Source organism: Piezobacter thermophilus (assembly GCF_055386745.1).
Genome location: NZ_AP042380.1, coordinates 2948049 through 2974022 on the forward strand (window position 1 = coordinate 2948049; position 25974 = coordinate 2974022).

28 protein-coding genes and 1 pseudogene are annotated in these 25974 nt (G+C 66.6%); 20 read left to right on the forward strand and 9 right to left on the reverse strand.

Features of this window, described 5'->3' with window-relative positions; translation table 11 throughout:
- Positions 1 to 28 precede the first annotated feature (28 nt).
- The 8 genes from ACZ5CM_RS14290 to rsmD all read left to right on the forward strand — a co-directional run bounded on the left by ACZ5CM_RS14290 (position 29) and on the right by rsmD (position 7872).
- Positions 29 to 1759, forward strand: a complete 1731-nt coding sequence (locus tag ACZ5CM_RS14290; protein WP_464639575.1) for a type I secretion system permease/ATPase — start codon at positions 29 to 31, stop codon at positions 1757 to 1759.
- Positions 1756 to 3057 carry an HlyD family type I secretion periplasmic adaptor subunit gene (locus ACZ5CM_RS14295; RefSeq protein ID WP_464639576.1) on the forward strand — a complete coding sequence of 434 codons (1302 nt, stop codon included), beginning with the start codon at positions 1756 to 1758 and terminating at the stop codon, positions 3055 to 3057. Before ACZ5CM_RS14290 ends, ACZ5CM_RS14295 begins: the two co-directional genes overlap by 4 nt.
- Positions 3058 to 3277: 220 nt before the next feature.
- Positions 3278 to 3736: a RidA family protein gene (locus ACZ5CM_RS14300; protein ID WP_464639577.1), complete on the forward strand. Its 459-nt coding sequence runs from the start codon at positions 3278 to 3280 to the stop codon at positions 3734 to 3736.
- On the forward strand, positions 3733 to 4503 hold the full coding sequence (locus tag ACZ5CM_RS14305; protein ID WP_464639578.1) for a glycerophosphodiester phosphodiesterase family protein: 771 nt from the start codon (positions 3733 to 3735) through the stop codon (positions 4501 to 4503). Before ACZ5CM_RS14300 ends, ACZ5CM_RS14305 begins: the two co-directional genes overlap by 4 nt.
- A 36-nt stretch (positions 4504 to 4539) precedes the next feature.
- Positions 4540 to 5727, forward strand: a complete 1188-nt coding sequence (locus ACZ5CM_RS14310; protein ID WP_464639580.1) for a GNAT family N-acetyltransferase — start codon at positions 4540 to 4542, stop codon at positions 5725 to 5727.
- Positions 5724 to 6017 (forward strand): 4a-hydroxytetrahydrobiopterin dehydratase, encoded by a 294-nt coding sequence (locus tag ACZ5CM_RS14315; protein WP_464639582.1) that lies wholly within the window; start codon positions 5724 to 5726, stop codon positions 6015 to 6017. Before ACZ5CM_RS14310 ends, ACZ5CM_RS14315 begins: the two co-directional genes overlap by 4 nt.
- Before the next feature lie 92 nt (positions 6018 to 6109).
- Complete coding sequence (locus tag ACZ5CM_RS14320; RefSeq protein ID WP_464639584.1) at positions 6110 to 7321, forward strand: NAD(P)/FAD-dependent oxidoreductase; 1212 nt, start codon at positions 6110 to 6112, stop codon at positions 7319 to 7321.
- Positions 7318 to 7872, forward strand: coding sequence for a 16S rRNA (guanine(966)-N(2))-methyltransferase RsmD (gene rsmD / locus ACZ5CM_RS14325; RefSeq protein ID WP_464639586.1), 555 nt, complete (start codon positions 7318 to 7320; stop codon positions 7870 to 7872). Before ACZ5CM_RS14320 ends, rsmD begins: the two co-directional genes overlap by 4 nt.
- A 126-nt stretch (positions 7873 to 7998) precedes the next feature.
- Here rsmD and map read toward each other — a convergent pair whose 3' ends face one another.
- Positions 7999 to 8811: a type I methionyl aminopeptidase gene (map, locus tag ACZ5CM_RS14330; protein WP_464639588.1), complete on the reverse strand. Its 813-nt coding sequence runs from the start codon at positions 8809 to 8811 to the stop codon at positions 7999 to 8001.
- 32 nt (positions 8812 to 8843) lie between these two features.
- On the reverse strand, positions 8844 to 9584 hold the full coding sequence (sfsA, locus tag ACZ5CM_RS14335) for a DNA/RNA nuclease SfsA (protein ID WP_464639590.1): 741 nt from the start codon (positions 9582 to 9584) through the stop codon (positions 8844 to 8846).
- 60 nt (positions 9585 to 9644) lie between these two features.
- Between sfsA and ACZ5CM_RS14340 the strand changes: the two genes are divergently transcribed.
- From ACZ5CM_RS14340 to ACZ5CM_RS14355, 4 genes are read left to right on the forward strand one after another with little or no spacing between them, the layout of a single operon-like run.
- On the forward strand, positions 9645 to 10367 hold the full coding sequence (locus ACZ5CM_RS14340; protein WP_464639591.1) for a competence/damage-inducible protein A: 723 nt from the start codon (positions 9645 to 9647) through the stop codon (positions 10365 to 10367).
- Positions 10364 to 11098 carry a GNAT family N-acetyltransferase gene (locus ACZ5CM_RS14345; protein WP_464639593.1) on the forward strand — a complete coding sequence of 245 codons (735 nt, stop codon included), beginning with the start codon at positions 10364 to 10366 and terminating at the stop codon, positions 11096 to 11098. Before ACZ5CM_RS14340 ends, ACZ5CM_RS14345 begins: the two co-directional genes overlap by 4 nt.
- A 3-nt stretch (positions 11099 to 11101) precedes the next feature.
- Complete coding sequence (locus tag ACZ5CM_RS14350) at positions 11102 to 11674, forward strand: peroxidase-related enzyme (protein WP_464639595.1); 573 nt, start codon at positions 11102 to 11104, stop codon at positions 11672 to 11674.
- Positions 11671 to 12168 (forward strand): hypothetical protein, encoded by a 498-nt coding sequence (locus ACZ5CM_RS14355; RefSeq protein WP_464639596.1) that lies wholly within the window; start codon positions 11671 to 11673, stop codon positions 12166 to 12168. The genes ACZ5CM_RS14350 and ACZ5CM_RS14355 overlap by 4 nt, the downstream gene beginning before the upstream one ends.
- A 73-nt stretch (positions 12169 to 12241) precedes the next feature.
- Here ACZ5CM_RS14355 and ACZ5CM_RS14360 read toward each other — a convergent pair whose 3' ends face one another.
- A complete protein-coding gene (locus tag ACZ5CM_RS14360) occupies positions 12242 to 13147 on the reverse strand; it encodes a LysR family transcriptional regulator (protein WP_464639597.1) in 906 nt (301 codons plus the stop codon).
- 215 nt (positions 13148 to 13362) lie between these two features.
- Positions 13363 to 15390 carry an FAD-dependent oxidoreductase gene (locus tag ACZ5CM_RS14365; protein WP_464639599.1) on the reverse strand — a complete coding sequence of 676 codons (2028 nt, stop codon included), beginning with the start codon at positions 15388 to 15390 and terminating at the stop codon, positions 13363 to 13365.
- 147 nt (positions 15391 to 15537) lie between these two features.
- Here ACZ5CM_RS14365 and ACZ5CM_RS14370 point away from each other — a divergent pair, with 147 nt between their 5' ends.
- The 4 genes and pseudogenes from ACZ5CM_RS14370 to ACZ5CM_RS14385 all read left to right on the forward strand — a co-directional run bounded on the left by ACZ5CM_RS14370 (position 15538) and on the right by ACZ5CM_RS14385 (position 18219).
- The gene (locus ACZ5CM_RS14370) at positions 15538 to 16029 is read left to right on the forward strand and encodes an RNA pyrophosphohydrolase (protein WP_464639601.1); all 492 of its coding nucleotides are present in this window, start codon (positions 15538 to 15540) and stop codon (positions 16027 to 16029) included.
- A 60-nt stretch (positions 16030 to 16089) separates the two neighbouring features.
- Complete coding sequence (locus ACZ5CM_RS14375; protein WP_464639602.1) at positions 16090 to 16821, forward strand: phosphatidylserine decarboxylase; 732 nt, start codon at positions 16090 to 16092, stop codon at positions 16819 to 16821.
- 3 nt (positions 16822 to 16824) lie between these two features.
- Positions 16825 to 17594 (forward strand): annotated as a pseudogene (gene pssA, locus ACZ5CM_RS14380) (CDP-diacylglycerol--serine O-phosphatidyltransferase).
- Between the two features lie 4 nt (positions 17595 to 17598).
- The gene (locus ACZ5CM_RS14385) at positions 17599 to 18219 is read left to right on the forward strand and encodes a class I SAM-dependent methyltransferase (RefSeq protein WP_464639604.1); all 621 of its coding nucleotides are present in this window, start codon (positions 17599 to 17601) and stop codon (positions 18217 to 18219) included.
- Between the two features lie 22 nt (positions 18220 to 18241).
- Here the strand turns inward: ACZ5CM_RS14385 and ACZ5CM_RS14390 are convergent, their stop codons facing one another.
- From ACZ5CM_RS14390 to nth, 3 genes are read right to left on the reverse strand one after another with little or no spacing between them, the layout of a single operon-like run.
- Positions 18242 to 18841, reverse strand: a complete 600-nt coding sequence (locus ACZ5CM_RS14390; protein ID WP_464642628.1) for a GNAT family N-acetyltransferase — start codon at positions 18839 to 18841, stop codon at positions 18242 to 18244.
- Between the two features lie 4 nt (positions 18842 to 18845).
- Complete coding sequence (locus ACZ5CM_RS14395) at positions 18846 to 19835, reverse strand: adenosine kinase (protein ID WP_464639606.1); 990 nt, start codon at positions 19833 to 19835, stop codon at positions 18846 to 18848.
- Complete coding sequence (nth, locus tag ACZ5CM_RS14400) at positions 19832 to 20476, reverse strand: endonuclease III (protein ID WP_464639608.1); 645 nt, start codon at positions 20474 to 20476, stop codon at positions 19832 to 19834. The genes ACZ5CM_RS14395 and nth overlap by 4 nt, the downstream gene beginning before the upstream one ends.
- Before the next feature lie 117 nt (positions 20477 to 20593).
- Between nth and ACZ5CM_RS14405 the strand changes: the two genes are divergently transcribed.
- The 4 genes from ACZ5CM_RS14405 (at position 20594) to ACZ5CM_RS14420 (ending at position 24505) form a co-directional block, all read left to right on the forward strand.
- A complete protein-coding gene (locus ACZ5CM_RS14405) occupies positions 20594 to 21484 on the forward strand; it encodes a methylated-DNA--[protein]-cysteine S-methyltransferase (RefSeq protein WP_464639610.1) in 891 nt (296 codons plus the stop codon).
- 58 nt (positions 21485 to 21542) lie between these two features.
- A complete protein-coding gene (locus ACZ5CM_RS14410; RefSeq protein ID WP_464639612.1) occupies positions 21543 to 22205 on the forward strand; it encodes a YiaD family glycine zipper/OmpA-like lipoprotein in 663 nt (220 codons plus the stop codon).
- A 123-nt stretch (positions 22206 to 22328) separates the two neighbouring features.
- Complete coding sequence (locus tag ACZ5CM_RS14415) at positions 22329 to 23873, forward strand: calcium-binding protein (protein ID WP_464639614.1); 1545 nt, start codon at positions 22329 to 22331, stop codon at positions 23871 to 23873.
- Positions 23874 to 23962: 89 nt separating this feature from the next.
- Positions 23963 to 24505, forward strand: coding sequence for an NADPH-dependent FMN reductase (locus ACZ5CM_RS14420; RefSeq protein WP_464639616.1), 543 nt, complete (start codon positions 23963 to 23965; stop codon positions 24503 to 24505).
- Between the two features lie 102 nt (positions 24506 to 24607).
- Here the strand turns inward: ACZ5CM_RS14420 and smpB are convergent, their stop codons facing one another.
- Both smpB and ACZ5CM_RS14430 read right to left on the reverse strand, forming a co-directional pair.
- On the reverse strand, positions 24608 to 25087 hold the full coding sequence (smpB, locus tag ACZ5CM_RS14425) for an SsrA-binding protein SmpB (protein WP_464639618.1): 480 nt from the start codon (positions 25085 to 25087) through the stop codon (positions 24608 to 24610).
- A gap of 60 nt (positions 25088 to 25147) precedes the next feature.
- Complete coding sequence (locus ACZ5CM_RS14430) at positions 25148 to 25966, reverse strand: sulfotransferase family protein (protein WP_464639620.1); 819 nt, start codon at positions 25964 to 25966, stop codon at positions 25148 to 25150.
- Positions 25967 to 25974 lie beyond the last annotated feature (8 nt).

Sequence of the window (25974 nt, forward strand, 5' to 3'; positions counted from 1 at the left end):
CGACGCGAACGGAAACGACTGACGGATCATGGCGGACAAGAAAAATCAGGGGCGCGAGGAACTGCGGCGGGTCCGACGCCAGAGCCGGCCCCTTTTCTGGTTCGTCGGGATTTTCAGCTTTTTCGCCAACCTGCTGATGCTGACGGGCCCGATCTACATGCTTCAGGTCTATGACCGGGTGCTGGGCAGCCGGTCCGAGGAAACCCTGGTGGCGCTGTCGCTGCTGGTGGCATTCCTTTACGGGGTGATGGGGATTCTCGACTATGCCCGCGGCCGGATCATGGCCCGGATCGGCGCCCGCTTCCAGGCCGCACTCGACCAGCGGGTGTTCGACGCGATGATCCGGCGCTCGGCGGTCTCGGCCGATCCCAACGCGCAGACCGGGCTGCAGGATCTGGAGGCCATCCAGCGGCTGATCGCCTCGCCGGTCGTGGGGGCGTTCTTCGACCTGCCCTGGACGCCGGTATTCCTGATCGGCATCACCATCTTCCACCCCTGGCTGGGGGCGCTGGCGGTTGGCGGCGGCATCGTCCTGGTGTCGATCACGCTGCTGAACCAGCTTTTTTCGCGCGGTCCGGTGCTGCGCGCCAACAAGGCCGCGCACAGGGCCAACCTGACATCCGAGGAAATCCGCTCGGAGGCCGAGATGATCCAGTCCATGGGCATGCGCGGGGCCGCTTTCGACCGCTGGAAGAAGCTGCGCGACGAATCGCTGGCCGAGTCGGTGAGCACGGGCGACATCGGTGGGCGGTTTTCGTCCCTGACCAAGGCGCTGCGCATGTTCCTGCAATCGGCGATTCTGGGCCTTGGCGCCTATCTGGTGCTGCAGGGCGAGGTCACGGCGGGCGTCATGGTCGCGGCCTCCATCCTGCTTGGGCGGGCGCTGGCGCCGATCGAGATCATCATCGGCCAGTGGCCGGCAGTGCAGCGTGCCCTGAAGGGCTGGAGCAATCTTTCCGACCTTCTGGGCAAGGTCCCGCCCGAAGAGCCGCGCACCTCTCTGCCGAAGCCCAGGGCGAAGCTGGATGTGCAATCGCTGACGGTGGTTCCGCCGGGGGACAGCCGGGCCCAGCTCAAGACCCTCAGTTTCACCGTCGAGCCGGGCCAGGCGGTCGGGGTGATCGGTCCCTCGGGGTCGGGAAAGACGACACTGGCCCGGGCGCTGACAGGGGTGTGGCGCCCGGCCGGTGGCAGCATCCGGCTGGATGGCGCGACGCTGGATCAGTACGGGCCGGACGTTCTGGGCCGCCATATCGGCTATCTGCCGCAGCGGGTGCAGCTGTTCGAGGGCACCATCGCCGAGAATATCGCCCGGCTCGACCCGGATGCGGATGACGAAAAGATCGTGGCGGCGGCGCGCAAGGCGGCGGCGCATGACATGATCCTGCAATTTCCCGACGGCTACGACACCCAGGTCAAGCCCGGCGGCGGGCGGCTGTCGGGCGGGCAGATGCAGCGCATTGCGCTGGCGCGGGCGCTCTATGACGATCCGGTGATCGTGATCCTGGACGAGCCCAACTCCAACCTCGATGCCGAAGGCTCGGCGGCGCTGAACCTCGCGATCCGGCAGATCAAGGAGGAAGGGCGCTCGGTCCTCATCATGGCCCACCGCCCGGCGGCGATCCAGGAATGCGACATGCTTCTGGTTCTCGATCACGGGATGCGTTCGGCCTTCGGCCCGAAGGATCAGGTGCTGCGCGAGATGGTGGCCAACCACGAACAGCTGCGCCAGGCCGCCGCCCTGGGAGGGGTCCGATGACGGAACGGAAATGGTCGGCCCGCGGCCCCGTCCTGCTGGGCCTGTTCGGCCTGTTCCTGCTGGTCGGGGTGTTCGGCACCTGGGCGGTGATGACCTCGATCGCCGGTGCCATCGTCGCCCCCGGACGGATCGAGGTGGACCGCTCGCGCCAGGTGGTCCAGCACCCCGATGGCGGCGTGGTCGCCGAGATTCTCGTGGACGAGGGCGACGTGGTCGAACGCGGCCAGGTGCTGATCCGCCTCGACCCCAGCCTGCTGAACTCGGACCTTGCCCTGGTCGAGGGCCAGCTGTTCGACACGCTGGCCCGGCGCGGCCGGCTGGAGGCCGAACGCGACGGCCGCGACGGGATCGAGTTCGACCCGCTGCTGGTGGAACGGGCAGCCGAAGACCCGGAAGTGGCCGAGCTGATGAACGGGCAGGTCCGGCTGCTCAAGGCGCGGCGCGAGTTCATCGCCCGGGAAATGGATCAGCTCCAGAAACGAAAAGGCCAGATCGAGGCCCAGATCGAGGGGATCGAATCGCAGCGGCTGGCGCTTGAGGAACAGCTTTCCCTGATCCGTGAGGAACTGGCCGACCAGCAGTCGCTTCTGGATCGGGGGCTGGCGCAGGCGACCCGGGTGCTTGCCCTTCGCCGGGCGGCCGCGAACCTTGGCGGCACGCTGGGCGAGCTGAAGGCGCAAAAGGCCGAGGCCGAGGGCAGGATCACCGAGATCGACATCGAGATGCTCAAGCTCGGCTCGCGCCAGCGGGAAGAGGCCATCGCCCGCCTGCGAGACCTGCGCAACGCCGAACTGCAGCTGCGCGAAAAGCGTCGTTCGCTTCTCGAACGTCTCGACCGCCTGCAGATCACCGCCCCCGTTTCGGGGATCGTCTACGGGCTGCAGGTGCGCACGCCGCGCTCGGTCATCCGCCCGGCCGAGCCGGTCCTGTTCATCGTCCCCCAGGATCGCCCCCTCGTGCTGGCCGTGCAGGTGCAGCCGATCCACGTGGACGAGATCTCGGTCGGTCAGCCGGTGATCGTGAACCTCTCGGCGCTGGACCGGCGGCAGACGCCCGAGCTGAACGGAACCGTCTCGAAGATTTCGGCCGATGCGTTCGACGACCCCAACCGGGGCCTGTCCTTCTACCGGGTCGAGGTGGTCCTCAATGACGGGGAGTTCGACAGGCTGCCGGAAGGCACGGTACTGGTGCCGGGAATGCCGGTCGAAGCCTTCATCCACACCGTGGACCGGTCCCCCATGGCCTATCTGGTCAAACCGCTGGCCGACTATTTCCGCAAGGCCTTCCGCGAGAGCTGAGCCCGGCGCCTTTGCGTTCCCTTCCCCGTTTGCGAGGTTCGCGGACGGCGCGGGCGAGGGGCGCTGCCCCTCGCGCTCCCCGGAGTATTTGGAGCAAGAGGAAGGGGCATCTCTGCATCAGGGGGGCGGAAGGTCGCGAGGGCGTTCCGATTGGGGCTTTTCGGCGGCGCCCATCCCGGTTAGCGTCCGCCCGCACCCGAAGCAGCACAAGGACAGCGACATGAGCATCGAAGGCCGACTTCAGGCGCTGGGCGTCACCCTGCCGGAGGCCCCCGCCCCGGCGGCGAACTATGTTCCCTACGTGCGCGTGGGCGATCTGCTGCACGTTTCGGGCCAGATCTCGAACGACGAAAACGGGCTGATTGTCGGCAAGCTGGGCGAGACGATGGATGTCGCCGCCGGTGCTGCTGCCGCCCGGCGCTGCGCGATCAATCTGCTGGCACAGCTGCGTGCCGCCCTTGATGGCGATCTTGACCGTCTGGTGCGGGTGGTGAAGCTGACCGGTTTTGTCAACTCCACTGTCGATTTCACCGATCAGCCTGCGGTTATCAACGGTGCTTCGGATTTCCTGGTCGAGGCGCTGGGCGATGCCGGGCGGCATGCGCGCTCGGCGGTGTCGGCGGCCTCGTTGCCGCTGGGCGTGGCGGTGGAGATCGAGGGGATCTTCCAGGTCCGATGATCCCGCCGCTTCCCCGCGCATTTCTAGAGCTGCCGATCGCCCATCGCGCGCTTCACGACGCCGCGCGCGGCCGTCCCGAAAACAGCCGTGCGGCGGTTCGGGCGGCTATGGCCGCAGGCCACGGGATCGAGATCGACCTCCAGATCAGTTCCGACGGCCATGCGCTGGTGTTTCACGACCCGGGGCTGCTGCGCATGACCGGTCAGGACCGCCCGGTCAATCAGCTGACCGCCGCCGAGGCCGGCGCCGTACCGCTGCGCGATGGCGACGGAGAGGGCATCCCGACGCTGGTCGAGGTGCTGGCCATCATCGCCGGCGCGGTGCCGCTGCTGATCGAGATCAAGGACCAGGACGGGCGCCTCGGCCCCCGGATCGGGAGGCTGGAGGCGGCGGTCGCGGCGGCTCTGTCCGGCTATGCCGGCCCGGTCGCGGTGATGAGCTTCAACCCCAACAGCGTCGCGCATATGCGACAGGTCGCGCCCGGCCTGCCGCGCGGGCTGGTCACGTCGGGTTTCGATGACGACGAATGGGACCTCGGCGAAAGCGAACGCGCGCATCTGCGCGGTATCCGCGATTTCGACCGCGTCGGCGCCGGCTTCATCAGCCACGATTCGGACGATCTGGACAATCCGCGCGTGGCCGAACTTCGCGCCGCCGGCGTGCCGGTCCTGTGCTGGACCGTCCGCTCGGAGGCGGCGGCGCGGGCGGCACGGCGATACGCCGACAACATCACCTATGAGGGCTTCGGCGCGACCCTGCCCGCTTGATCCTGAACGGGGTGGGGCCAGATGGAGCATGTCGCAATGACACGGGCAGAGGTGGAAATCGGCATTCTCACGTCGCTGTCGAAGATCGACGCGGCGCAGTGGGATGCCTGCGCCTGCCCCGAGGCCGCAAATGGCGGCAGGCCACTGGACCCGTTCACCACCCACCGCTTCCTGTCGGCACTGGAGGAAAGCGGCTCGGTCGGCCCCGGCACCGGCTGGCGCCCGCGCCATCTGACCGCCCGCATCGGCGGGCAACTGATCGCCTGCGCGCCCATGTATGCCAAGACCCACAGCCAGGGCGAATACATCTTCGATCACGCCTGGGCCCATGCTTATGAGCGGGCCGGCGGGCGCTACTATCCGAAATTCCAGATCGCGGTGCCCTTCACCCCCGTCACGGGGCGGCGATTCCTGGTCCGGCCGGGTTTCGAAGAGGTGGGGCTGAAGGCGCTGCTGCAGGGCGCGGTGCGCCTCGCGGCCAATCACGGCTTCTCTTCGCTGCATGTCACCTTCTGCACCGGGGCGGAGGCCGAACAGGGCGCGCGGCTGGGCCTCATGCACCGGATCAGCCAGCAGTTCCACTGGGAAAACCGCGGCTACCGGGATTTCGGGGATTTCCTGGCCGCACTGTCCTCGCGCAAGCGCAAGAGCCTGCGCAAGGAGCGCGCCCGCGCCAATGCCTTCGGCGGCGAAATCCGGCTTTATCGGGGCGATGATCTGAGGCCCGAACACTGGGATGCGTTCTGGCGCTTCTACCAGGACACCGGCGCGCGCAAATGGGGCAGGCCCTATCTGACGCGGGCCTTTTTCGATCTCGCGCAGGAGCGGCTGCGCGACGACATTGCCCTGTTCCTGGCCGAACGCGACGGGCACCCGGTGGCCGGGGCGCTCAACTTCATCGGCCGCGAGGCGCTGTTCGGCCGCTATTGGGGCTGCATCAAACATCACCCCTTCCTGCATTTCGAACTGTGCTACTATCGGGCCATCGAACTGGCCATCGCGCTGGGCCTGAAGCGGGTCGAGGCCGGCGCACAGGGCGAACACAAGCTGGCGCGAGGCTACCTGCCGGTGCGCACCCACAGCCTGCACTGGATCGCAGATCCCGGTTTTGCCGAGGCCGTCGCCCGCTATCTGGAGGCCGAGGCAGAGGCCGTCGGCGAAGAGATCGAACTGCTGACCGATTTCGGACCGTTCCGAAAGGTGAATGTGGAGGAACAGCAATGACCGAAACCCTGTCGAACGAGGCGCGCAAGCTGCTGCTCGATCCCCTTCTGGAAACCGGCTGGCACCCGGTCGAGGGGCGCGACGCCATCGCCAAGACCTTTACCTTCGGCAGTTTCATCGAGGCCTTCGGCTGGATGACCCGGGTCGCGCTGTGGGCCGAGAAATGGAACCACCACCCGGAGTGGCACAATGTCTACAAGACGGTCGAGGTGGTGCTGACCACCCACGATGCCGGCGGGGTGACCTCGCTGGACGCAAAACTGGCCCGCAAGATGGACAGCCTCGTCTGAACGCGGGGCGTGCGTGACCGGCGGCAATTGCATTCGTGCCTTTCGCCCCTGTAGGGTCGCGCGCAGGGCATTTTTCAGGCTGAGGGATGAAGATGAGCCATATCGTCGTGATCGGGGCAGGGCAGGCGGGATGTTCGTTGGTAGCGAAGTTGCGCAAGCAAGGCTTTGACGGGCAGATCACCATGGTCGGCGAAGAACCCGTGCCGCCCTACCAGCGCCCGCCATTGTCCAAGGCCTACCTGCTGGGCGAGATGGGACGCGAGCGGCTCTTCCTGCGGCCGGAAAGCTTCTATGCCGAGCAGGACATCGCGCTGAAGCTGGGGCGCCCGGTCGGCGCCATCGACCCGGCCGACCGGACCGTGACGGTGGTCGAAGAGGTGATCGGCTGGGACCAGCTGGCGCTGACCACCGGGGCCGTGCCGCGACGCCTGCCCGCCGCGATCGGCGGCGATCTGGAGGGCGTTTTCGCGATCCGCACCCTGGCCGACATCGACGCCCTCGCCCCCCATGTGACGGCAGGGGCACGGGTGCTGATCGTGGGCGGGGGCTATATCGGGCTCGAGGCCGCCGCCGTCTGCGCCAGCCGCGGCCTGAAGGTGACGCTGATCGAGGCGGCCGAACGCATCCTGCAGAGGGTGGCCGCCCCCGAAACCAGCGACTGGTTCCGCCGCCTGCATGCCGCCCACGGGGTTGATATCCGCGAGGGCACGGGGCTGGAGCGCCTGACCGGCTCGGACGGGCGGGTGAGTGGCGCAGAGCTGGCCGACGGGGCCGAACTGGCGGTGGATTTCGTGATCGTGGGCATCGGGGTCGAACCCGCCACGCGGCTGGCCGAGGCGGCCGGTCTGGAGATCGACAACGGGATTGCCGTCGATGCGCTGGGACGCAGCTCGCACCCTGCGATCTGGGCGGCGGGGGATTGTGCCTCGTTTCCCTACCGCGGCGGCCGGCTGCGGCTGGAAAGCGTGCCCAATGCCATCGACATGGCCGAATGCGTGGCCGGGAACATGCTGGGCGCCGGCATCGAATATGTGCCGAAGCCGTGGTTCTGGTCGGACCAGTATGACGTGAAGCTGCAGATCGCGGGGCTGAACACCGGCCATGACCGGGTGGTGACCCGCCCCGGCGCCGGCGCGGCGGTGTCCTTCTGGTATTACCGGGGCGCGCAGCTGCTTGCGGTGGATGCCATGAACGACCCGCGCGCCTACATGATCGGCAAGAAGCTGATCGAGGCGGGGCGCTCGCCCGACCCGGAAATGGTGGCCGATCCGGGCTGCGACCTGAAGGCGCTGCTCGGGCCGTGAGGATCATTGCCGGGCAGTTCCGCGGCCGCAGGCTGGCCGCGCTGGGCAGGGGGGACCGGGCGGCACATCTGCGCCCGACCCCCGAGCGGGTGCGCGAGGCGCTGTTCAGCATGCTGGCCGCGCGCGGCGCGATCGAAGGCGCGCGGGTGCTGGACCTCTTTGCCGGCACCGGCGCGATGGGGCTGGAGGCGCTGTCGCGCGGGGCGGCACAGGCGACCTTCGTCGATGACGGGCGCATCGCGCAGGCGCTGATTCGCCGCAATATCGAGCTGACCGGCTGCGCCGGGCAGACGCGCATCATCCGGCGCGATGCGACCCGGCCCGGCGATTGCCCCGACGCCCCCTTTGATCTGGTGTTCCTCGACCCGCCCTATGGCAAGGGGCTGGGAGAGCGGGCGCTGGACGCGGCGCTGCGGGGCGGATGGATCGCACCCGGAGCGCTGGCGGTCTGGGAGGAAAATGCCCCCATGTCTCCGCCCGAAGGGTTCGAGCCGATCGAAACCCGCCGCTACGGCAGCACATATGCAACGCTGATCCGCAGGGCCGGCTGACTGCCCAGCCCCGATACAAGCCTGCGCCCGGACAAGCGGTTTGCAAACCGCTTGTCACGCGATTTCTAAATCGCGTGTGCAAGGCCTTTCGAAAGGCCTTGTCGCGATTGCAGCGGGGGCGGGGTTTCAACCCCATGTGGGGTGGAACTTGCCCGCCGGCGACAGGGTGAAGATCTCGAACCCGTCGGCGGTGACCCCGATGGAATGCTCGAACTGCGCCGAGAGGGACTTGTCGCGGGTCACAGCGGTCCAGTCATCGGCCAGGACCTTGGTTTCCGGGCGGCCCAGGTTGACCATCGGCTCGATGGTGAAGAACATGCCCTCTTCCAGCCGCGGCCCGGCGCCGGGGCGGCCGTAATGCAGGACATTGGGCGGCGCGTGAAAGACGCGGCCCAGCCCGTGGCCGCAGAAATCGCGCACCACGCTCATGCGGTGGGCCTCGACATAGCTCTGGATGGCATGGCCGATATCGCCGAAGGTGTTGCCGGGGCGGACCATCTCGATCCCCCTGAACAGGGCGTCATGGGTGACCTGGATCAGCCGCTCGGCCTTGCGGGAAAGACGGCCGGCCACATACATGCGGCTGGAATCGCCGAACCAGCCATCGACGATCACGGTCACGTCGATATTGAGGATGTCGCCATCCTTCAGCTTCTTGTCGCCCGGGATGCCGTGGCAGACCACGTGATTGACCGAAATGCAGCTTGCGTGCCGATAGCCCTTGTAACCTATGGTCGCGGATTTCGCACCGGCGGCCTCGACCATGTCGGTGATGATGCGGTCGATCTCGCCGGTGGTCTGGCCGGGATGCACATGCGGGATGATGTCGTCGAGGATACGCGCGGCCAGTTCGCCGGCCTTGCGCATCCCGGCAAACTCGGCCGGCTCGTGAATGCGGATGCCGTCGCGGGTCACGCGGCCTTTCGATTCCTTTTTCAACACGCACTCCTTCGATCCGTGACAGGGGCTATTTAGGACGCCCCGCCGGAAAGAGCCAGACCGCCGCCCGGCATGCAATCGATCCGCGGCCCCAGCGCCACCCCTTGCGGCGACAGATCGGCCCGCCAGACCAGGCATTCCACCCCCTGTGCCACGGCCTCGTCGAAGGTCTCTGCATAGGCCGGGTCGATATCCCGGGCCAGATCGAAACGCATGCAGTCGGTGCGCTGCACCAGATAGAACATCACCGCCCGGTCGCCGGCCCGGACCGTGGCCGCCAGCTCGCGAAGGTGCCTTGTGCCGCGCGCGGTCACGCTGTCGGGGAACTCGGCCAGGCCGGGGCGGCGACAAAGCGTCACGCTCTTGACCTCGACCCAGGTATCGCGCACCCCCCGCCCCCGCAGCAGGAAATCGACCCGGCTGGCGGCGCCGTATTTCACCTCGGCACGGATGCTGTCATAGCCGGCCAGCGGCGCGATGATGCCCGCCTCCAGCGCCTCGCGCAGCACCCGGTTCGGCACCGAGGTATCGATCCCGGTGAAATGGCCGTTCTCGTGATCGACCAGCCGCCAGGCGAATTTCAGCTTGCGCCGCGGATCGTCGTTGGGCTCGAGCCACACCTTCACCCCCGGTTCGGCAAGCCCGGCCATCGAGCCGGGATTGGCACAATGCGCCGTCACCTCGCGCCCGTCCTCCTCCAGCCGGCAATCGGCAAGGAAGCGCTTGTAGCGGCGGATCAGGCGGGCGGGGACAAGAGGGGTTTGAAAGCGCATGGCCCCCGGCCTATACCTGCAATCGGCGCGGTTCAAGCGCGCCCCGAAGGGAGGCGGAACATGGCCAATCCAACCGCAGCGATGCTGGTGATCGGGGACGAGATCCTATCCGGCCGGACCCGCGATTCCAACATGTACCACCTGGCCGGAGAGCTGACCCGCCACGGCATCGACCTGCGCGAGGTACGAATGATTCCCGATGACGCAGAAGCGATCGTCGGGGCGGTTCGGGCCCTGTCGGGGGCCTGGGACCATGTGTTCACCAGCGGCGGCATCGGCCCCACCCATGACGACATCACCGCCGACTCCATCGCCGAGGCATTCGGTGTCGGCATCGGGGTGCGCGACGACGCCCGCGCGCTGCTCGAGGCCCATTACGCCGAAACCGGGCTGGACCTGAACGAGGCCCGCCTGCGCATGGCGCGAATCCCCGACGGTGCCGAGCTGATCGAAAACCCGGTCTCGGTGGCGCCGGGCTTCACCATCGGCAACGTGCATGTGATGGCCGGGGTGCCGGCGGTGTTTCAGGCCATGCTGGCCAGTGTGCTGCCGAAGCTGACCGGCGGCGCGCCGTTGCTGTCGCAGAGCCTGCAGATCATGCGCCCCGAGGGCGAGGTCGCCACCCCGCTGGCCCGGCTGGCAAGGGATTTCCCCGAGCTCTCCATCGGCAGCTACCCGTTTCACAAGGACGGCGCCTTCGGCACCAATATCGTCATCCGTGGCCATGACGGGACGCGGGTGGATGCGGCAATGATGCGCCTGGCAAGAGAGATGCAATCGTGAACGCTCCCTTCGAAGGCATTTCACTTGGGGCGCTGATCGACGGCACCTGGCCCGCGGCCCGGTTCCTTAGCGCCGGCCCCTTCACCCTGCGCGAGGGGCAGGGCGGCGGCAGCCGGGTTTCTGCCGCCACCGCCGAAGGCCCGGTGACAGAGGCCGACATCGACGCCGCCGAGGCCGGCATGCGCGCCCTGGGGCAGGTGCCGATCTTCATGCTGCGCGAGGGCGAAAACGACCTCGACGCCCGGCTTGCCGCGCGCGGTTACGAAATGTTCGACCCGGTCAATGCCTGGGCCTGCCCGGTTGCGCAACTGACCGGCATCCCCCTGCCCCCGGTCACGATCTTTCCGATCTGGCCGCCGCTGGCCATCATGCGCGAAATCTGGGCTGCAGGCGGCATCGGCCCCGCGCGGCTTGCGGTGATGGACAGGGCCCGCGGCCCGAAAACCGCCCTTCTGGCGCGGTTCAACGAAAAGCCCGGCGGGGTGGCCTTCGTCGCCATTCACGAAGGAACGGCCATGCTGCACGCGCTGGAAATCCTGCCCCATCAGCGCCGCCAGGGGCTGGGGAAATGGATGATGCGCGGTGCCGCCTTCTGGGCCGCCGATCACGGCGCGCATACGCTGAGCGTGGTCTGCACCCGTGCCAATGCCGGCGCCAATGCGCTGTATTCGTCGCTGGGCATGAAGATCGTGGGACAATATCACTATCGCCGACCCGCCAAGGAGAGCTGAACCATGACCGACCGCCGACCGCCCACCGCGCTGAACCTGCCGATGGTCGATCCCCTGCCTGATGCGACGCGGAAGTACTTCGACATCTGCGACGAGAAGCTGGGGATGGTGCCCAATGTGCTGAAGGCCCACGCCTTCGACATAGACAAGCTCAACGCCTTCACGGCGATGTACAACGACCTGATGCTGGGCGATTCGGGTCTGTCCAAGCTCGAGCGCGAGATGATCGCCGTGGTGGTCTCGTCGATCAACAGGTGCTTCTACTGCCTTGTCGCCCATGGCGCCGCCGTGCGGCAACTGTCGGGCGACCCGATCCTGGGCGAGATGCTGGTGATGAACTGGCGCGTGGCCGACCTCGACCCGCGCCAGCGGGCGATGCTGGAATTTGCCGCAAAACTGACCACCGACAGCGCCGCCATCGAGGAAGCCGACCGGCAGGCGCTGCGCGAGGCCGGCTTTTCCGACCGGGACATCTGGGACATTGCCAGCGTGGCGGGGTTCTTCAACATGACCAACCGCGTGGCCAGTGCCACCGCCATGTGGCCGAACGACGAATACCACGCCCAGGCCAGATGATCCGCCTGCTTGCAGTGTGTGCCACGCTTGCCGCGCTGCCTGTCGCGGCACAGGAGGATCTGCCGCTGCCGCCCGGCTCGGTCCAGCTGATGTCGCGCAGCACGGAGGCGGGCGAATACGCCCTGGCCGTCGCCGCCGCCGAGGACGGCACCGTCCCGGTCCTGGTCTTCCGGGGTTGGGTCGAGAGCAGGACATGGCGCACCCCGCCGCCCGAGGGATCGGCCCGGCTGCTGGCGCCGCTGCGCGCGGCGCTGCGGGCGCGTGGCTATGACATCCTGTTCGAATGTGCCGCGCAGGACTGCGGCGGCGCCGATTTCCTGTTCGGAATCGAGATTGCCCAGACCCCGGACATGTATGTGAACCTGCGCGATTTCCGGTTCCTCTCGGCCATGCGCGACGAAAATGAGGCAATGGGGATCCTGGTCAGCGCCAGCCGGACGGCCGGCCATGTTCAGGTCGTCAGCGTCGTGCTTTCTCCCGCTGCCGGAAACTGAAAAAACCCCCGCGTCGGACGCGGGGGAAGTCGGGTTGCCAAGGGAAGCAACGAGTCATTGGCGAGTGCCGGCCCTACCACTCCTCGGGGCCCTTGTCGGCAAAGGCGTGGGCCAGAAAGTCGATGAAGGCGCGCACCTTGGGTTGCGTGAACCGACCCGGCGGATAGACGGCGTAAATTCCCTGCGTCTCGACCGGCAGGTTCGGCATCGCATCCTCGACCTGCCCCTTGGACATCGCCTCGTGATACAGATAGCTGGGCAGGAACGCGATCCCGAGACCGGAAATCGCCGCGTTCAGCAGAGACTGGCCGTCATTGACGCTCAGCCAGCCGGAGGTACGGACCTGGCGCTTTTCCCCGGTGGGCGAGGTCAGTCTCCACACGCTGCCGCTGGACTGGCTGGAATAGTGCAGAAGCTTGTGTTCATTGAGATCGTCGATCTTCTGCGGGCGGCCGAATTTCTGCAGATAGGCCGGGCTGGCGATCAGCCTCTTGTTGGTTTCCGCCAGCTTCCGGGCGCGCAGCGTGCTGTCTTCCAGCTCGCCGATTCGCAACGCCATGTCGAACCCTTCCGAGATCAGCTCCACATAGCGGTTGTTGAGCACCATGTTCACGGTGATATCGGGAAAATCGGTCAGGAAATCGCCAAGGATGGGCGAGACGTGGTTGACGCCGAAATCGGTCGCCACCGAGATGCGCAGCAATCCCGAAGGCGCCGACTGCATCGAGGTCACCAGCGCATCGGCCTCTCCGGCGTCGTTCAGGACCCGGCGGGCACGATCGTAATAGGCCAGTCCGATCTCGGTCGGCGACACCCGGCGCGTGGTCCGGTTCAGCAGGCGCGCTCCAAGCCGCGCCTCCAGGCTGGAGACGTGCTTGGACACGGCGGATTTGGAGATGCCCATTTTCTTGGCCGCGTCCGTGAAGCCGCCCTGGTCCACGACGTTGGCGAAGGCTTCCATTTCGGTCAGTCGGTCCATGCTCGAAACCCCGGTTGCTTTCCTGTCGTCCGCCGTTATCCCCGCAAAAATGGGCAAGAACGGGGCGGCCTTGAGATAATATCAGGGTTTTAGCGCGGATCGTTAAGGGCATGGAAACGGCTTTCGCACCCTTTCGGGGACTGAAAGCCGGGTCTGCGGGCCGGAATCGGGGGACGGGCGGCTGCCGATCCCGTCATGCACGGCCCGCGGGGCGGTCACAACCGCGCCGCCAGCCGCGTTCCCTGGTCGATCGCCCGCTTGGCGTCAAGCTCGGCCGCCACGTCGGCGCCGCCGATCACGTGGGGGGAAATGCCTTTCGCCTCCAGCGCATCGGCCAGCGTGCGTTCGGATTCCTGTCCGGCGCACAGGATGACGGTATCGACCTCGATCACGGTCGGGTTCTCGTGTGCCTCGCCGAACGAGATATGCAATCCCTCGTCGTCGATCCGCTCGTAGTTCACCCCCCCGATCATCTTCACCTGCTTCTTCTTCAGCTCGGCGCGGTGAATCCAGCCGGTGGTCTTGCCCAGCCTGCGGCCCAGCGCCTCGGCCTTGCGCTGCAGGAGCGTCACTTCATGCACGGGCGCATGCGGCCGCGGACCTTCCGGCGCCAGCCCTGCGCGATGCGCCTCGGGGTCGGCCACGCCCCACTCCTTCATCCACTCGGACAGGTTCATCGTGGGCGAGGCGCCCTCGTTCACCAGATACTCGGCCACATCGAAGCCGATCCCCCCGGCGCCGATCACCGCCACCCGCCGGCCGACGGGTGCCCCATCGCGCAGCACGTCCACATAGGACAGCACGTTGGGCCGGTCCTGCCCCGGAATGGCCGGGTCGCGCGGGTTGACGCCGGTGGCAATCACCACCTCGTCAAAGCCGGTCAGGTCATCCGCGCTCACCACCCGCCCCAGTTCCAAGGTGATGCCCGCATCGGCAACCATGGTGCGATACCAGTCGAGAAGGCCGCGGAACTCCTCCTTTCCCGGCACCCGCGCGGCCATGTTGAGCTGACCGCCGATCTCCTGCGCCCGGTCGAAAAGCGTCACCGCATGCCCCCGCTCGGCCGCCGTCAGCGCCGCCGCCAGCCCCGCCGGCCCGGCACCGACCACGGCCACGCTCTTCGGCGCGGGCGCCCTTTCGATCACCAGCTCGGTCTCATGGCAGGCGCGCGGATTGACCAGGCACGAGGTCAGCTTGCCGCTGAAGGTATGGTCGAGGCAGGCCTGGTTGCAGGCAATGCAGGGGGCGATGCGATCGGCCCGGCCGGCGGCCGCCTTGGCCACGAAATGCGCATCCGCCAGCATCGGGCGGGCCATCGACACCATGTCGGCGCAGCCCTCGGCCAGCACCTCCTCGGCCACCTGCGGAGTATTGATCCGGTTCGAGGTGACGACCGGGATGCCCACCTTGCCCATGAGCTTCTTCGTCACCCAGGCGAATGCCGCCCGCGGCACGCTGGTCGCGATGGTGGGAATGCGCGCCTCGTGCCAGCCGATGCCGGTATTGATGATGGTGGCGCCGGCCTTCTCGATGGCCTGCGCCAGCTGCACCACCTCGTCGAAGGTGGAGCCGTCGGGCACGAGGTCGATCATCGACAGCCGGTAGATGATGATGAACTCCTCCCCCACCGCTGCGCGCACGCGGCGCATGATCTCCAGCGGCAGCCGCATGCGGTTTTCATAAGGTCCGCCCCAGCGGTCGGAGCGCCTGTTGGTATGGGTGACGAGGAACTGGTTGATGAAATAGCCCTCCGAACCCATGATCTCGACCCCGTCATAGCCGGCCTGCCGGGCCAGCGCGGCGGCGTTGACGATGTCGGAGATCTGCTTTTCGATGCCCTCTTCGTCCAGCTCCTTCGGCACGAAGGGCGAGATCGGCGACTTGATTGCGCTGGGGGCCACGCAGTCGGGCGAATAGGCATAGCGGCCCGCATGCAGGATCTGCATGGCGATCTTGCCGCCCGCCTCATGCACCCTTTGCGTCACGATGGCATGGTTGGCCACGTCGCGGTCGTTCATCATGCCCGAGGCCCCCGGGAACACCGCACCCTCGCGGTTGGGCGCGATGCCGCCCGTGACCATCAGCCCGACCCCGCCGCGGGCGCGCTCGGCATGGAATTCGGCCACCCGGTTCCAGTCGCCGGTTTCCTCCAGCCCGGTATGCATCGACCCCATGAGGACGCGGTTCTTCAGCGTGGTGAAGCCCAGATCCAGCGGTGCCAGAAGATGCGGATAATCGGTCATGGCAGATCCCCCTTTCGCTGGGGCGCAGAATTGCGCCCCCGGGGCCGCCTTGTCACCCCGAACGCCGCGTCATGGGCGCCCACGGCGCGCCCTTGCGCCTGCCCGCGCCGATGCTAGACAGGCACCATGTCCGCAAGGAGGCCGCAGATGACGCCCGAGGAGATCGCCCGCCTGCCCTACCGCCGCAATGTCGGCGTGATGCTGGTGAATGCCGATGGCAAGGTTTTCGTCGGCCAGCGCCGCGACCGCTTCGAGGACGCCTGGCAGATGCCGCAGGGCGGCATCGACGAAGGCGAAGATCCCCGCGCGGCCGCGCTGCGCGAGCTGGAGGAGGAAACCGGCGTCAGCCCCGATCTGGTCGAGATCCTGGCAGAGACCGACGGCTGGCTGGCCTATGACCTGCCCCCCGACCTGGTGCCGAAGATCTGGAACGGGCGCTATCGCGGGCAGCAGCAGAAATGGTTCCTGATGCGCTATCTCGGGCGCGACGCGCAGGTGAACATCGCCACCGAGCACCCCGAGTTCAGCCGCTGGCGCTGGCTTGACCCGCGGGATCTTCCCGATCACATCGTCGCCTTCAAACGCGATGTCTATGCGAAGGTGCTGGAGGCCTTCGCGCCCTGGCTCGAGGCGCGCTGAAATCCGCCGGCAACCGCCGACAGGGCGGCAAGATGTCGGAAATGCTTGGAATTTGGTCGCATGCGGCGTAAACGGCTGCTGCGACGACCGCACGGGGACGAAACCACCATGACGATGCTCGGAACCTTCATCAAGCCGATGCACCCCGAGGGCCGCAAATTCGTCGCGATCTTCGCCGCCGTCACGCTGCTGCTGTTTCTGATCTCGGACGTGCTGGGCTGGATCGGCGTCGGCCTGACGGTGTGGTGCTACTACTTCTTCCGCGACCCCGAGCGGGTGACGCCCGAGCGCGAAGGCGTGATCGTCAGCCCCGCCGACGGCACCGTGTCGATGATCGAACCCGCCATTCCACCGGCCGAGCTGGGCATGAAGGACGCGCCGCTTACCCGCATCAGCATCTTCATGTCGGTGTTCAACTGCCATGTGAACCGGATCCCCGTCACCGGCGAGATCACCGCCGTCGCCTACCGCCCAGGCAAGTTCCTGAACGCCTCTCTGGACAAGGCCAGCAAGGACAACGAGCGCAACAGCCTGTGCATCCGCTTGAAGGATGGCCGGGAGCTGGCGGTGGTGCAGATCGCGGGGCTGGTGGCGCGGCGGATCGTGTGCTTCGTCACGCCGGGGCTGTGGATGCAGACGGGCGAACGCTTCGGGCTGATCCGGTTCGGATCGCGGCTGGATGTCTATCTGCCCGAAGGGGTGGAGCCGCTGGTGAGCGTCGGTCAGACGATGATCGCCGGCGAAACCATGCTGGCGCAACTCAAGCTCGGCGACGGTGGCGGGAACGGCTGAGCCATGACCAACCCGCCGGAAAAGATCCGCACCGAATTCGCGCTGTTCCAGCTGCTGCCGAACATGATGACCATCGCCGCCATCTGCGCGGGCCTGACCGCCATCCGGGCGGGCGTGATCGGCAGCTATGGCGCGGCGGTACTGTTCATTCTTGCGGCGGGCGTGCTCGACGGGCTGGACGGGCGCGTGGCGCGGATGCTGCACTCCAACAGCAAGATGGGTGCCGAGCTGGATTCGCTGGCCGATTTCCTCAATTTCGGCGTCGCACCGGCCCGGCGCTGGTGCTCTATTTCTGGGCGCTCCAGGACATGAGCCGCGCCGGCTGGATCGCGGTCCTGGTCTTCGCGGTCTGCTGCGTGCTGCGGCTGGCACGTTTTAACGTCTCTGCAAAGTCGGAAAAATCGGATCTGCGCCCGGGCTATTTCACCGGCGTACCGGCCCCGGCCGGGGCGCTCATGGCACTTCTGCCCATGTACCTGTCCTTTGCCTCGCATGGGCAACTGATACTGCCCGATCCGCTGATCGCCGCCTGGCTGGTGCTGGTGGGGCTGCTGATGATCAGCCGGATCCCCACATGGTCGTTCAAGACCGTGCGCATTTCCCGCGAAAACGTGAAGTTCCTTCTGGTCGGCTTTGCCTTCCTCGGCGCGGCGATCCTGACCTATGCGTGGATAACGCTGGTCGTGGTCTGCGCGCTCTACGCCGGCTCGATCCTGTGGTCGCTGCTGACATGGCGCCGACGTTCCCCTCCAAACCCGACGCAACCGGATTGACCGAATGGACATAAAGGCGATTCAGGCGAGCTATGCTCGCTGGGCCCCAGTATATGACAAGACGTTCGGCGCCGTGACCAATGCGGGCCGGCTGCGCACCGCGCGCTTTGTCAACCGCCACGCGCGCGAGGTGCTCGAAGTCGGGGTCGGCACAGGGCTGGCGCTGCCGCACTATGCCCCCCAGGTCAACGTCACCGCCATCGACTACAGCGAAGACATGCTGCGCAAGGCCCGCAAACGGGTGGCCGAGCTGAACCTTCGCAACGTCCGGGAATTGCGGCAGATGGATGCGCGGTCGCTGGACTTTCCCGACGACCGCTTCGATGCGGTGGTGGCCATGCACGTGCTGTCGGTGGTGCCCGAACCCGAACAGGTCATGTCCGAGATCGCCCGCGTCTGCAAACCGGGCGGGCGCGTGATCATCACCAACCACTTCGCCTCGGACAAGGGGCCCTTGGCCCTTCTGGAACGCGCCTTCGCTCCGCTCGAAAGCCTGATCGGCTGGCATTCGGATTTCGAGATCGAAACCGTCCTTCAGGAAGACTCCCTGACCCTGGAAGAGCGGCGGAAACTGCCGCCGCTGGGGATGATGACCTTCCTCGTCCTGAAAAAGATGCCCGGCTGACCCCGCCCGGGCCGGGCGGCGCTTACGGTTCGAAAACCGGGACATGCGGCGCCGCATCCCGCGGGAAGCCGTCCGCAAGCCGGGGGTCGTCCGCGATCTCGACCTGCTGGCGGACGGGCGTGAACCCGCTGCGGCGGTAGAAGGCCAGCGCGCCGGGATGGTCCAGCGTACAGGTATGGACATGCAGGCGGGAAATCGGACGCGACCAGGCCCGCGAAATCGCCGCGTTCATCAGGAACCGCCCGGCACCGGTACCGATCAGCTCTGCCGTTACCCCCAGAAAGGCCAGCTCGCACTCGCCCGCGCGGCGGAAATCGAGCTCCATCAGCCCTTCGGCCCGCCCGCCGCGGAAGAGGGCATGCACCTCCACCCGCGGATCCGTGATGATCTCTGACAGGCGGTCCTCGCTCATCCGCAGGCGCGAAAACCACAGCCAGTCATGCCCGCCCACACGGGTGAAGAGATCCCGATACCACGCCGGATCGGGCGCCGGCACGCGGCGCAGATCGGCCCCTTCGGGCGGAGGCACCGGGCGGAGAGGGGCGGGAGCATGCATCTCCAGATGCGTCACCACCGCCGCCACCTTGCCCGGCGGGATATCGTGCAGCCCGTCCGGCAGGATCATCTCACAGCAGCCCTTCGGCACGCAGCAGCGCGGCCAGGTCGGCCTCGGGGCGGGGGCCCACATGACCGATCACCTCGCGGGCGCAGATGGTACCGATGCGGGCGCAGGTCTCAAGGTCGCGCCCGGTGCTCATCCCGAACAGGAAGCCGGCGGCGAACTGGTCGCCCGCCCCGGTGGCATCGACCGGCACCACCTTCTCCACCGGCACGTCGATACGCACCGTGCCCTCCATCACCGTCACCCCGTCGCCCGAGCGGGTGCACACCACCAGCGGGCACAGCCCCGCCGTCAGCACCAGTGCATCGTCGAGGTGATCGGTCTGAAACAGCGACTGGATCTCGGCCTCGTTGCCGATCACGAAATCCATCTCGTGTTCGATCAGCGCGAGGAAATCGGCGCGGTGGCGATCGACGCAGAAGGGATCGGAAATCGCGATCCCCACCTTGCCGCCGCCCCTGCGGCAGTCGCGCGCGGCCTCAAGGAAAGCAGCCTTGCCCTTCGGCTTGTCGAAAAGATAGCCTTCGAGGAACATCAGCTGCGCGCTTCCTGCGACCTCGGCCGGCACGTCGTCGCGGCTCAGCTCGGCCGAGATGCCCAGATAGGTGTTCATCGACCGCTCGCCATCGGGCGAGACGAAGATCATCGAGCGCGAGGTGGGCAGCTCGCCTCCGTTCACCGGAGGGTTGACGAAATCCACCCCGTCCCCGTTCATCGCCTCGGCGTAGAAGCGCCCCAGCTCGTCGTCGCTGACCCGGCCGATGAAGGCGGTCTTCAACCCCAGCGCCCCGGCCCCCGCGATGGTGTTGGCAACCGACCCGCCCGGCGCCCGGATCCGGTCGGCCATGGCCGAGAACAGCGCCTCGGCCCGGTCGCGGTCCACCAGCTGCATGATGCCCTTTTCGATGCCGTTTTCGGCCAGCCAGACGTCATCGGCATGGGAAATGACATCCACGACGGCATTGCCGATGCCGACCAGTTGATAGCTCTTCACAGGTTCTTCTCCTCATATTGGCACAGATCGCGGATCAGGCAGGTCCCGCAGAGCGGCTTGCGCGCCTTGCAGCGATAGCGCCCGTGCAGGATCAGCCAGTGATGGGCGTGCAGCAGGAAATCCACCGGCACGTTGTCCTCGATGGCCCGTTCGACGGCGCTCACATCCCTGCCAACCGCGATGCCGGTGCGGTTGCCGACGCGGAAGATGTGGGTATCCACCGCCTGGGCAGGAAAATGCCACCACATGTTCAGCACCACATTGGCCGTCTTGCGCCCCACCCCCGGCAGCGCCTGCAGGGCGGCGCGGGAATTGGGCACCTCACCGCCGTAATCCTGCACCAGGATGCGGCTGAGCCCGATGACGTTCTTCGCCTTGTTGCGGTAAAGGCCGATGGTCCTGATGTAGCCGATCAGCCCCTCCTCGCCCAGATCGAGCATCTTCTGCGGCGTATCCGCGACCTTGAACAGCGCCCGCGTGGCCCTGTTCACGCCGGCATCGGTGGCCTGCGCCGACAGCACCACGGCCACCAGAAGGGTATAGGCGTTGACGTGCTCCAGCTCGCCCTTCGGTTCGGGGTCGGCCGCGTGGAAGCGGGTGAAGATCTCGCGGATCGTGTGGTAGTCGAGTTGCCGTGCCATCCGCGCCTTTTTGCCGTGCCGGCGCCGCCCCCGCAACGGGAAAGAGCAGCTTCCGGGTCGCCCGCGCGGCCCTGGCGGCATAGACTGGCCGCGACCGGAGCGAGGACAGGCAGAACCATGCCCGAAATGGACCGTCATTATCACTACGAGGTCATCCGCCGCGCCATCGAACTGATCGACGCGGCGGGCGGCGAGGCGCTGTCGCTGGAAGAGCTGGCCGCGCGGATGAACATGAGCCCCGCGCATTTCCAGCGGGTCTTTTCGCGCTGGGTCGGGGTCAGCCCGAAACGCTACCAGCAGTATCTTGCGCTGGACCACGCCAGGCGGCTGCTGCGCGAGCGGTTCACGACCATCGAGGCGGCGCAGGGCGCGGGGCTTTCGGGCACGGGCCGGCTGCACGATCTGTTCCTGACCTGGGAGGCGATGAGCCCCGGCCAGTACGCCCGGAGGGGCGAGGGGCTGACAATCCGCTGGGGCTGGTTCGACAGCCCGTTCGGCCCGGCCCTGGCCATGGCGACGGAGCGCGGGCTGTGCGGGCTGGCCTTTGCCGCCGAAACCGGGGCCGAGGCCGCCATGCGCGATCTTTCCTCACGCTGGCCCGGCGCCGAATTCCGCGAAGACGGCCGGGCGCTGCGGCCGCTGGTGCAGGCCGCCTTCGAAGGCAGGGGGCAGACCGCCCTGCACATGATCGGCGCTCCGTTCCAAATCAAGGTCTGGGAGGCATTGCTGCACATCCCGCCAGGTGCCGTGACCACCTATTCCGAGCTCGCCCGGGCCGTGGGCAACCCCCGCGCGGTACGGGCGGTGGGCAGTGCGGTCGGGCGCAATCCGATCAGCTGGCTGATTCCCTGCCATCGCGCCCTGCGCAAATCCGGCGAACTGGGCGGCTATCACTGGGGGCTGCCGGTCAAGCGCACCATGCTGGCATGGGAGGCCGCGCGGGCCGAAGCCGATGACGGGCGTGGGCCCGCCGATCTGCTGCCACAAGGGGTTGAGCCATCGCCGTGAGGCCGTGCTATACTGCCGCAAAACATCCCCCCGGGGGCAGAGCAGAAAGGCAATCCCGATGAACATGCTGAAAAATCCGATCGTCGCGCTGACCTGCGCGGCCTTTGTCCTGAGCGCGTGCACCGACCCGGCGCAGCTTGGCACGGGCGATCCGCAGAAGAACACGAAGCAGGGGGCGCTGTTCGGCGGGCTGGTGGGCGCGGGGCTTGGCGCGCTCTCGGGGGCCGGCAACAAGACGGCCGCCGTGCTGGGCGGCGCCACGGCCGGAGCGATCATCGGCGGCGCGATCGGGGCCAGCCTCGATCGTCAGGAGGCCGAGTTGCGCCAGCAACTGGCAACCGAGGGCATTACCGTCACCAATACCGGAGAATCCCTTGTCGTCACGCTGCCGCAGGACATCACCTTCGACAAGGACAGCTTCACGGTGCGCGCCGCACTCGGGCCCGACCTGAACCGGCTGGCGCAGCACCTGCTGAAATACCCCGATTCGACCGTGCAGGTGATCGGCCATACCGACAGCGACGGCGACGCGGCCTACAATATCGGCCTGTCCGAGCGTCGCGCCAACGCGGTGGCCGACGTGTTGCAGAGCTACGGCGTTCCCTATGATCGACTTGTCACCATCGGCCGGGGCGAGGAACAGCCGGTTGCCACCAACCTGACCGAAGAAGGCAAGGCGAAGAACCGCCGTGTCGAGATCGTGGTGATCCCGGGCAGGTAGAAACTCCGCCCTTGACATGCAACACGACCGTGCAGGCAATATTCCTGCGCGGATCGTTCGCATGGAACAACATGTCGGCAGCGGATAGTCTCACGCGCGAACCGGATACTGCGGAGGTGCACCATGGCCATCATTAAGGTCTATCCATCCTCGGATCAGGCGTGGGATCAGCCTGCGATCAACCTCAACGATCTGGCGACGCGATATTCGGGTTACAGTTTCACCGATAATGCCAATGTGACCAGCCCGGCTGCGGGTATCAGCATCTCCTATCTCGGATACAGGTTCTACTACAGCTATAACGGCGGCACGCTCGAGGACGTGTATACCATCGAGATTGACTCCGGGCAGAAGACCACAACCTTCTTCGGCAGCGGGATCACCCTCGACCCCTCCGGGGTCCCCACGGGAGGGATGATCGAGGCGATCCTTGCAGAGATCTGGTCGAACTCCGTCGGTGCCTTCGTCAAGACCTGGAGCATGGTCGATTTCTCCATCTCGATCACCACCTTCTATGCCGCCGTTCTTACCGCTTCCACGACTGACGATCTGGCCGTGCTGAAATCGATCCTGTCGGGGAAGGACATGTTCGATCTCGGATCCGGGAATGATCGCGCACACGGGTATGGCGGCAATGACTTCATGAGTGGCGGGGGTGGACGGGACAACCTCCGTGGGGGCGCCGGCAACGACCTGCTCAAGGGCGGCGCGGGAAATGACCGCCTTTTCGGCGGCAACGGCAATGACGTGCTGCAGGGGGATGGCGGCAATGATCTGATCGACGGCGGCAACGGTATCGACACGCTGGCGTTCTACAAGCCCGGCTCGACGACGCCGGTGACCGTCGATCTCGCGATCACGGGCACACAGGCGACCGGCTACGGGAACGATACGATCGTCGGCATCGAGAACATCCTTGGCGGCAGGGGCAACGACACCCTGCGGGGCGATGGCGGCGCAAACCTGATCAAAGGCGGCGCCGGCAACGACCGCGTGTTCGGCCGAGGCGGCAACGATACGCTGTCGGGCAATGGCGGCGACGACTACATCAATGGCGGAAAGGGGATCGACACGCTGGTGGTGTCCTCGACACCCGGCGCCACGGGAGGAACCAGCGTCGATCTGAGGATCGAGACGGCTCAGAACACCGGTTACGGGCTCGACACCGTCGTCAACATCGAAAACCTGATCGGCGGCGCCGGCAATGACACGCTGATCGGCAATGGCCGGGCAAACCTGATCATGGGCAAGGCGGGCAAGGACGTGATCCGCGGGCTTGGGGGCAACGACACGCTTCTCGGCAATGGCGACCGCGACCGTCTCGACGGTGGAGGCGGCGCGGATGTGCTGCAGGGCGGCGGCGGCAATGACCGGCTGCTCGGCGGGCGCGGGGACGACGTTCTGACCGGCGGCGCCGGTGCGGATCTCTTCGTTTTCCGAAGCAGCATGGGACAGGATCGAATCACCGATTTCACAGACGACAAGGACACGCTGGTCCTGTCCTCGGCGCTGGGCGGGGGGCTGACCGATGTCAATTCGGCGCTGGCCCTGGCAACGGATACCGGGACCGACATCGTCTTCGATTTCGGCGCCGACGGGACACTGACGCTGGAAGGCGCAGGCGGCAGCGGCACAGCATTCCTTTCCAACGACCTGGTCATCGTCTGACATCGGCGGGCGCAATGCGGGCCGAGGCTTGCGGTTTGACGCCGTGCGCATTATCCGGGCGAAATTCGGCAACGAACCAAAGGCAAGTCATGTCCGTCCCGACCCTGCTGGGCATCTGCGGCGCGCTGCGCCGCGATGCGACCAACCGCAAGCTGATCCGCGAGGCCGCGCGCCTGTTCGGTCCCTGCGAATTCGTCGAGGCCGACCTGAACCTGCCGCTGTATGACGCCGACCTGGAGGAGAGCGAAGGCATCCCGCCGGCGGTGCAGCGGCTGGCGGACCAGATCGCGCAGGCCGATGCGGTGGTGATCTCGACTCCCGAATACAACAAGGCCCCGCCGGGCGTTCTGAAGAACGCGCTCGACTGGGTCAGCCGCACCAGCGGTAAGCCGTGGCTGGACAAGCCCGTGGCCGTGATGTCCTCGGCCGCCGGCCGCGCGGGCGGCGAGAGGGCGCAGTCGATCCTGCGGCTCTACATGGTGCCGTTCCAGACGCGCCTGCTCCAGGGGCCGGAGTTGCATGTGGCGCATTGCGAGGATGCCTTCAATGAAGACGGTCGCCTGAAGGCGGCGGGCTATCAGCGGACGCTTGGACGGCTCATGGAAAGGCTGCGGGCCGAGATCTGGCGCTGATGGTTTCGGGCCGCTTGCACGGCCCGGCCGGGCGAGGGGCGCTGCCCCTCGCGCTCCCCGGGATATTTGCAGCCAGAAAAAGCCGCGAACCAGGACCGGCGGTCAATGGATTTCCTTGAGCAGTCGTCGTTTCTGGCGTGACCAGTCGCGTTTTGCCTGGGTTTCGCGCTTGTCATGGGTCTTCTTGCCCCGGGCGATGCCGAGTTTCAGTTTCGCCAGCCCCTTGTGGTTGAAGTAGAGCACCAGCGGCACCAGCGTCATGCCCTTGCGCCGGGTCACGTCCCACAGGCGCGCCAGTTCCCGTTTCGACACCAGCAGCTTGCGGCGACGGCGTTCCCGGTGGCCGAAGGTCCGGGCCTGTTCGTAGGGGGCAATGTAGCTGTTGACGAGCCACAGCTCCCCGTCCTCGACCGCAGCGTAGCTTTCGGCGATGTTGGCCCCGCCGGCACGCAGCGACTTCACCTCGGACCCTTCGAGAACGATGCCGCATTCGATATCGTCCTCGATGGCGTAATCATACCGCGCCCGACGGTTTTCCGCGATCACCTTGTAGTTCGGATCTTTTTTCTGCGCCTTTGCCATGACGCGATGATGTATGCCCGCGGGACGGGCAGCGCAAGCGCCGCGGCCGGTGGCCCGCCTCTATTCGGCCAGCTTTGCGTGCACCTCGTCAAGGTCGATCTCGCCCACCGGCATCCTGTTAGAGGGATCCTCGAAATCGTATTTGAACAGTTCGAAATCGCGCTTGTAGATCTCGAAGACAAGATGCATCGACAGGTCGTCGAAATAGTCCTCGACCGGGTGGGCGCGCCTGGGCCCGTGGCCTTCGGATTCGTTGAACCGCGGGATGCGGGCCAGGTCCACGGGGTGGCGGGTCTCGATATTGTCGAGCACCTCCTGCATTCCTTCGTTGAACTTCTCGGTCCAGAATATCTTGTCGTAGCGCCCGCCATTGACGATGAAGGTCGAGACATGGCCCGAAACCGATGACCAGTGGATGTCCGGCTCCATCGGGCGGCGCCAGCGGATCGTGTCGCGGGCAAAAAGCAGGAAGCGGCGGAACGACCTGATCTGATCGAATTCCTGCTTGCCGTCATCGCCGCCGACCTCGATCCCGTAGTCATAGGCCAGCTTCGGCACCAGGTTTCCGCGGTAGCGCCGGCCGTTGCGCTGAATGCCGCAGATCTTGTCGAAGAAGGATGAAAGGATCCGGGTATAGGGGTTGCGCACGCAGGTGAAGGCGTAGGACTTGTGCGCCTGCACGTTGCGGCGGATCGGCTCCCGGCTTTCCTCGATCGCCCATTTGTGCAGGCCCGACCGGGCATCGTGGATGTCGCCGTCGAAGAATTTCCCGTGATCGGAATAGTAGAGGATCTGCCCTATGGTCGAGCAGGCGCATTTCGGCACCACGCGATAGACCACGCTTTCGCTTTCCGTCATCCAGGTGCCGGGAAATCCCATCTGCCGTG

Coding starts and splice junctions, on each gene's coding strand:
- ACZ5CM_RS14290 (WP_464639575.1), top strand. CDS start 29: ATGGCGGACAAGAAAAATCAGGGGCGCGAGGAACTGCGGCGGGTCCGA.
- ACZ5CM_RS14295 (WP_464639576.1), top strand. CDS start 1,756: ATGACGGAACGGAAATGGTCGGCCCGCGGCCCCGTCCTGCTGGGCCTG.
- ACZ5CM_RS14300 (WP_464639577.1), top strand. CDS start 3,278: ATGAGCATCGAAGGCCGACTTCAGGCGCTGGGCGTCACCCTGCCGGAG.
- ACZ5CM_RS14305 (WP_464639578.1), top strand. CDS start 3,733: ATGATCCCGCCGCTTCCCCGCGCATTTCTAGAGCTGCCGATCGCCCAT.
- ACZ5CM_RS14310 (WP_464639580.1), top strand. CDS start 4,540: ATGACACGGGCAGAGGTGGAAATCGGCATTCTCACGTCGCTGTCGAAG.
- ACZ5CM_RS14315 (WP_464639582.1), top strand. CDS start 5,724: ATGACCGAAACCCTGTCGAACGAGGCGCGCAAGCTGCTGCTCGATCCC.
- ACZ5CM_RS14320 (WP_464639584.1), top strand. CDS start 6,110: ATGAGCCATATCGTCGTGATCGGGGCAGGGCAGGCGGGATGTTCGTTG.
- sfsA (WP_464639590.1), bottom strand. CDS start 9,584: ATGCGCTTTCAAACCCCTCTTGTCCCCGCCCGCCTGATCCGCCGCTAC.
- ACZ5CM_RS14340 (WP_464639591.1), top strand. CDS start 9,645: ATGGCCAATCCAACCGCAGCGATGCTGGTGATCGGGGACGAGATCCTA.
- ACZ5CM_RS14350 (WP_464639595.1), top strand. CDS start 11,102: ATGACCGACCGCCGACCGCCCACCGCGCTGAACCTGCCGATGGTCGAT.
- ACZ5CM_RS14355 (WP_464639596.1), top strand. CDS start 11,671: ATGATCCGCCTGCTTGCAGTGTGTGCCACGCTTGCCGCGCTGCCTGTC.
- ACZ5CM_RS14360 (WP_464639597.1), bottom strand. CDS start 13,147: ATGGACCGACTGACCGAAATGGAAGCCTTCGCCAACGTCGTGGACCAG.
- ACZ5CM_RS14365 (WP_464639599.1), bottom strand. CDS start 15,390: ATGACCGATTATCCGCATCTTCTGGCACCGCTGGATCTGGGCTTCACC.
- ACZ5CM_RS14370 (WP_464639601.1), top strand. CDS start 15,538: ATGACGCCCGAGGAGATCGCCCGCCTGCCCTACCGCCGCAATGTCGGC.
- ACZ5CM_RS14375 (WP_464639602.1), top strand. CDS start 16,090: ATGCGGCGTAAACGGCTGCTGCGACGACCGCACGGGGACGAAACCACC.
- ACZ5CM_RS14385 (WP_464639604.1), top strand. CDS start 17,599: ATGGACATAAAGGCGATTCAGGCGAGCTATGCTCGCTGGGCCCCAGTA.
- nth (WP_464639608.1), bottom strand. CDS start 20,476: ATGGCACGGCAACTCGACTACCACACGATCCGCGAGATCTTCACCCGC.
- ACZ5CM_RS14405 (WP_464639610.1), top strand. CDS start 20,594: ATGCCCGAAATGGACCGTCATTATCACTACGAGGTCATCCGCCGCGCC.
- ACZ5CM_RS14410 (WP_464639612.1), top strand. CDS start 21,543: ATGAACATGCTGAAAAATCCGATCGTCGCGCTGACCTGCGCGGCCTTT.
- ACZ5CM_RS14415 (WP_464639614.1), top strand. CDS start 22,329: ATGGCCATCATTAAGGTCTATCCATCCTCGGATCAGGCGTGGGATCAG.
- ACZ5CM_RS14420 (WP_464639616.1), top strand. CDS start 23,963: ATGTCCGTCCCGACCCTGCTGGGCATCTGCGGCGCGCTGCGCCGCGAT.
- smpB (WP_464639618.1), bottom strand. CDS start 25,087: ATGGCAAAGGCGCAGAAAAAAGATCCGAACTACAAGGTGATCGCGGAA.
- ACZ5CM_RS14430 (WP_464639620.1), bottom strand. CDS start 25,966: ATGGGATTTCCCGGCACCTGGATGACGGAAAGCGAAAGCGTGGTCTAT.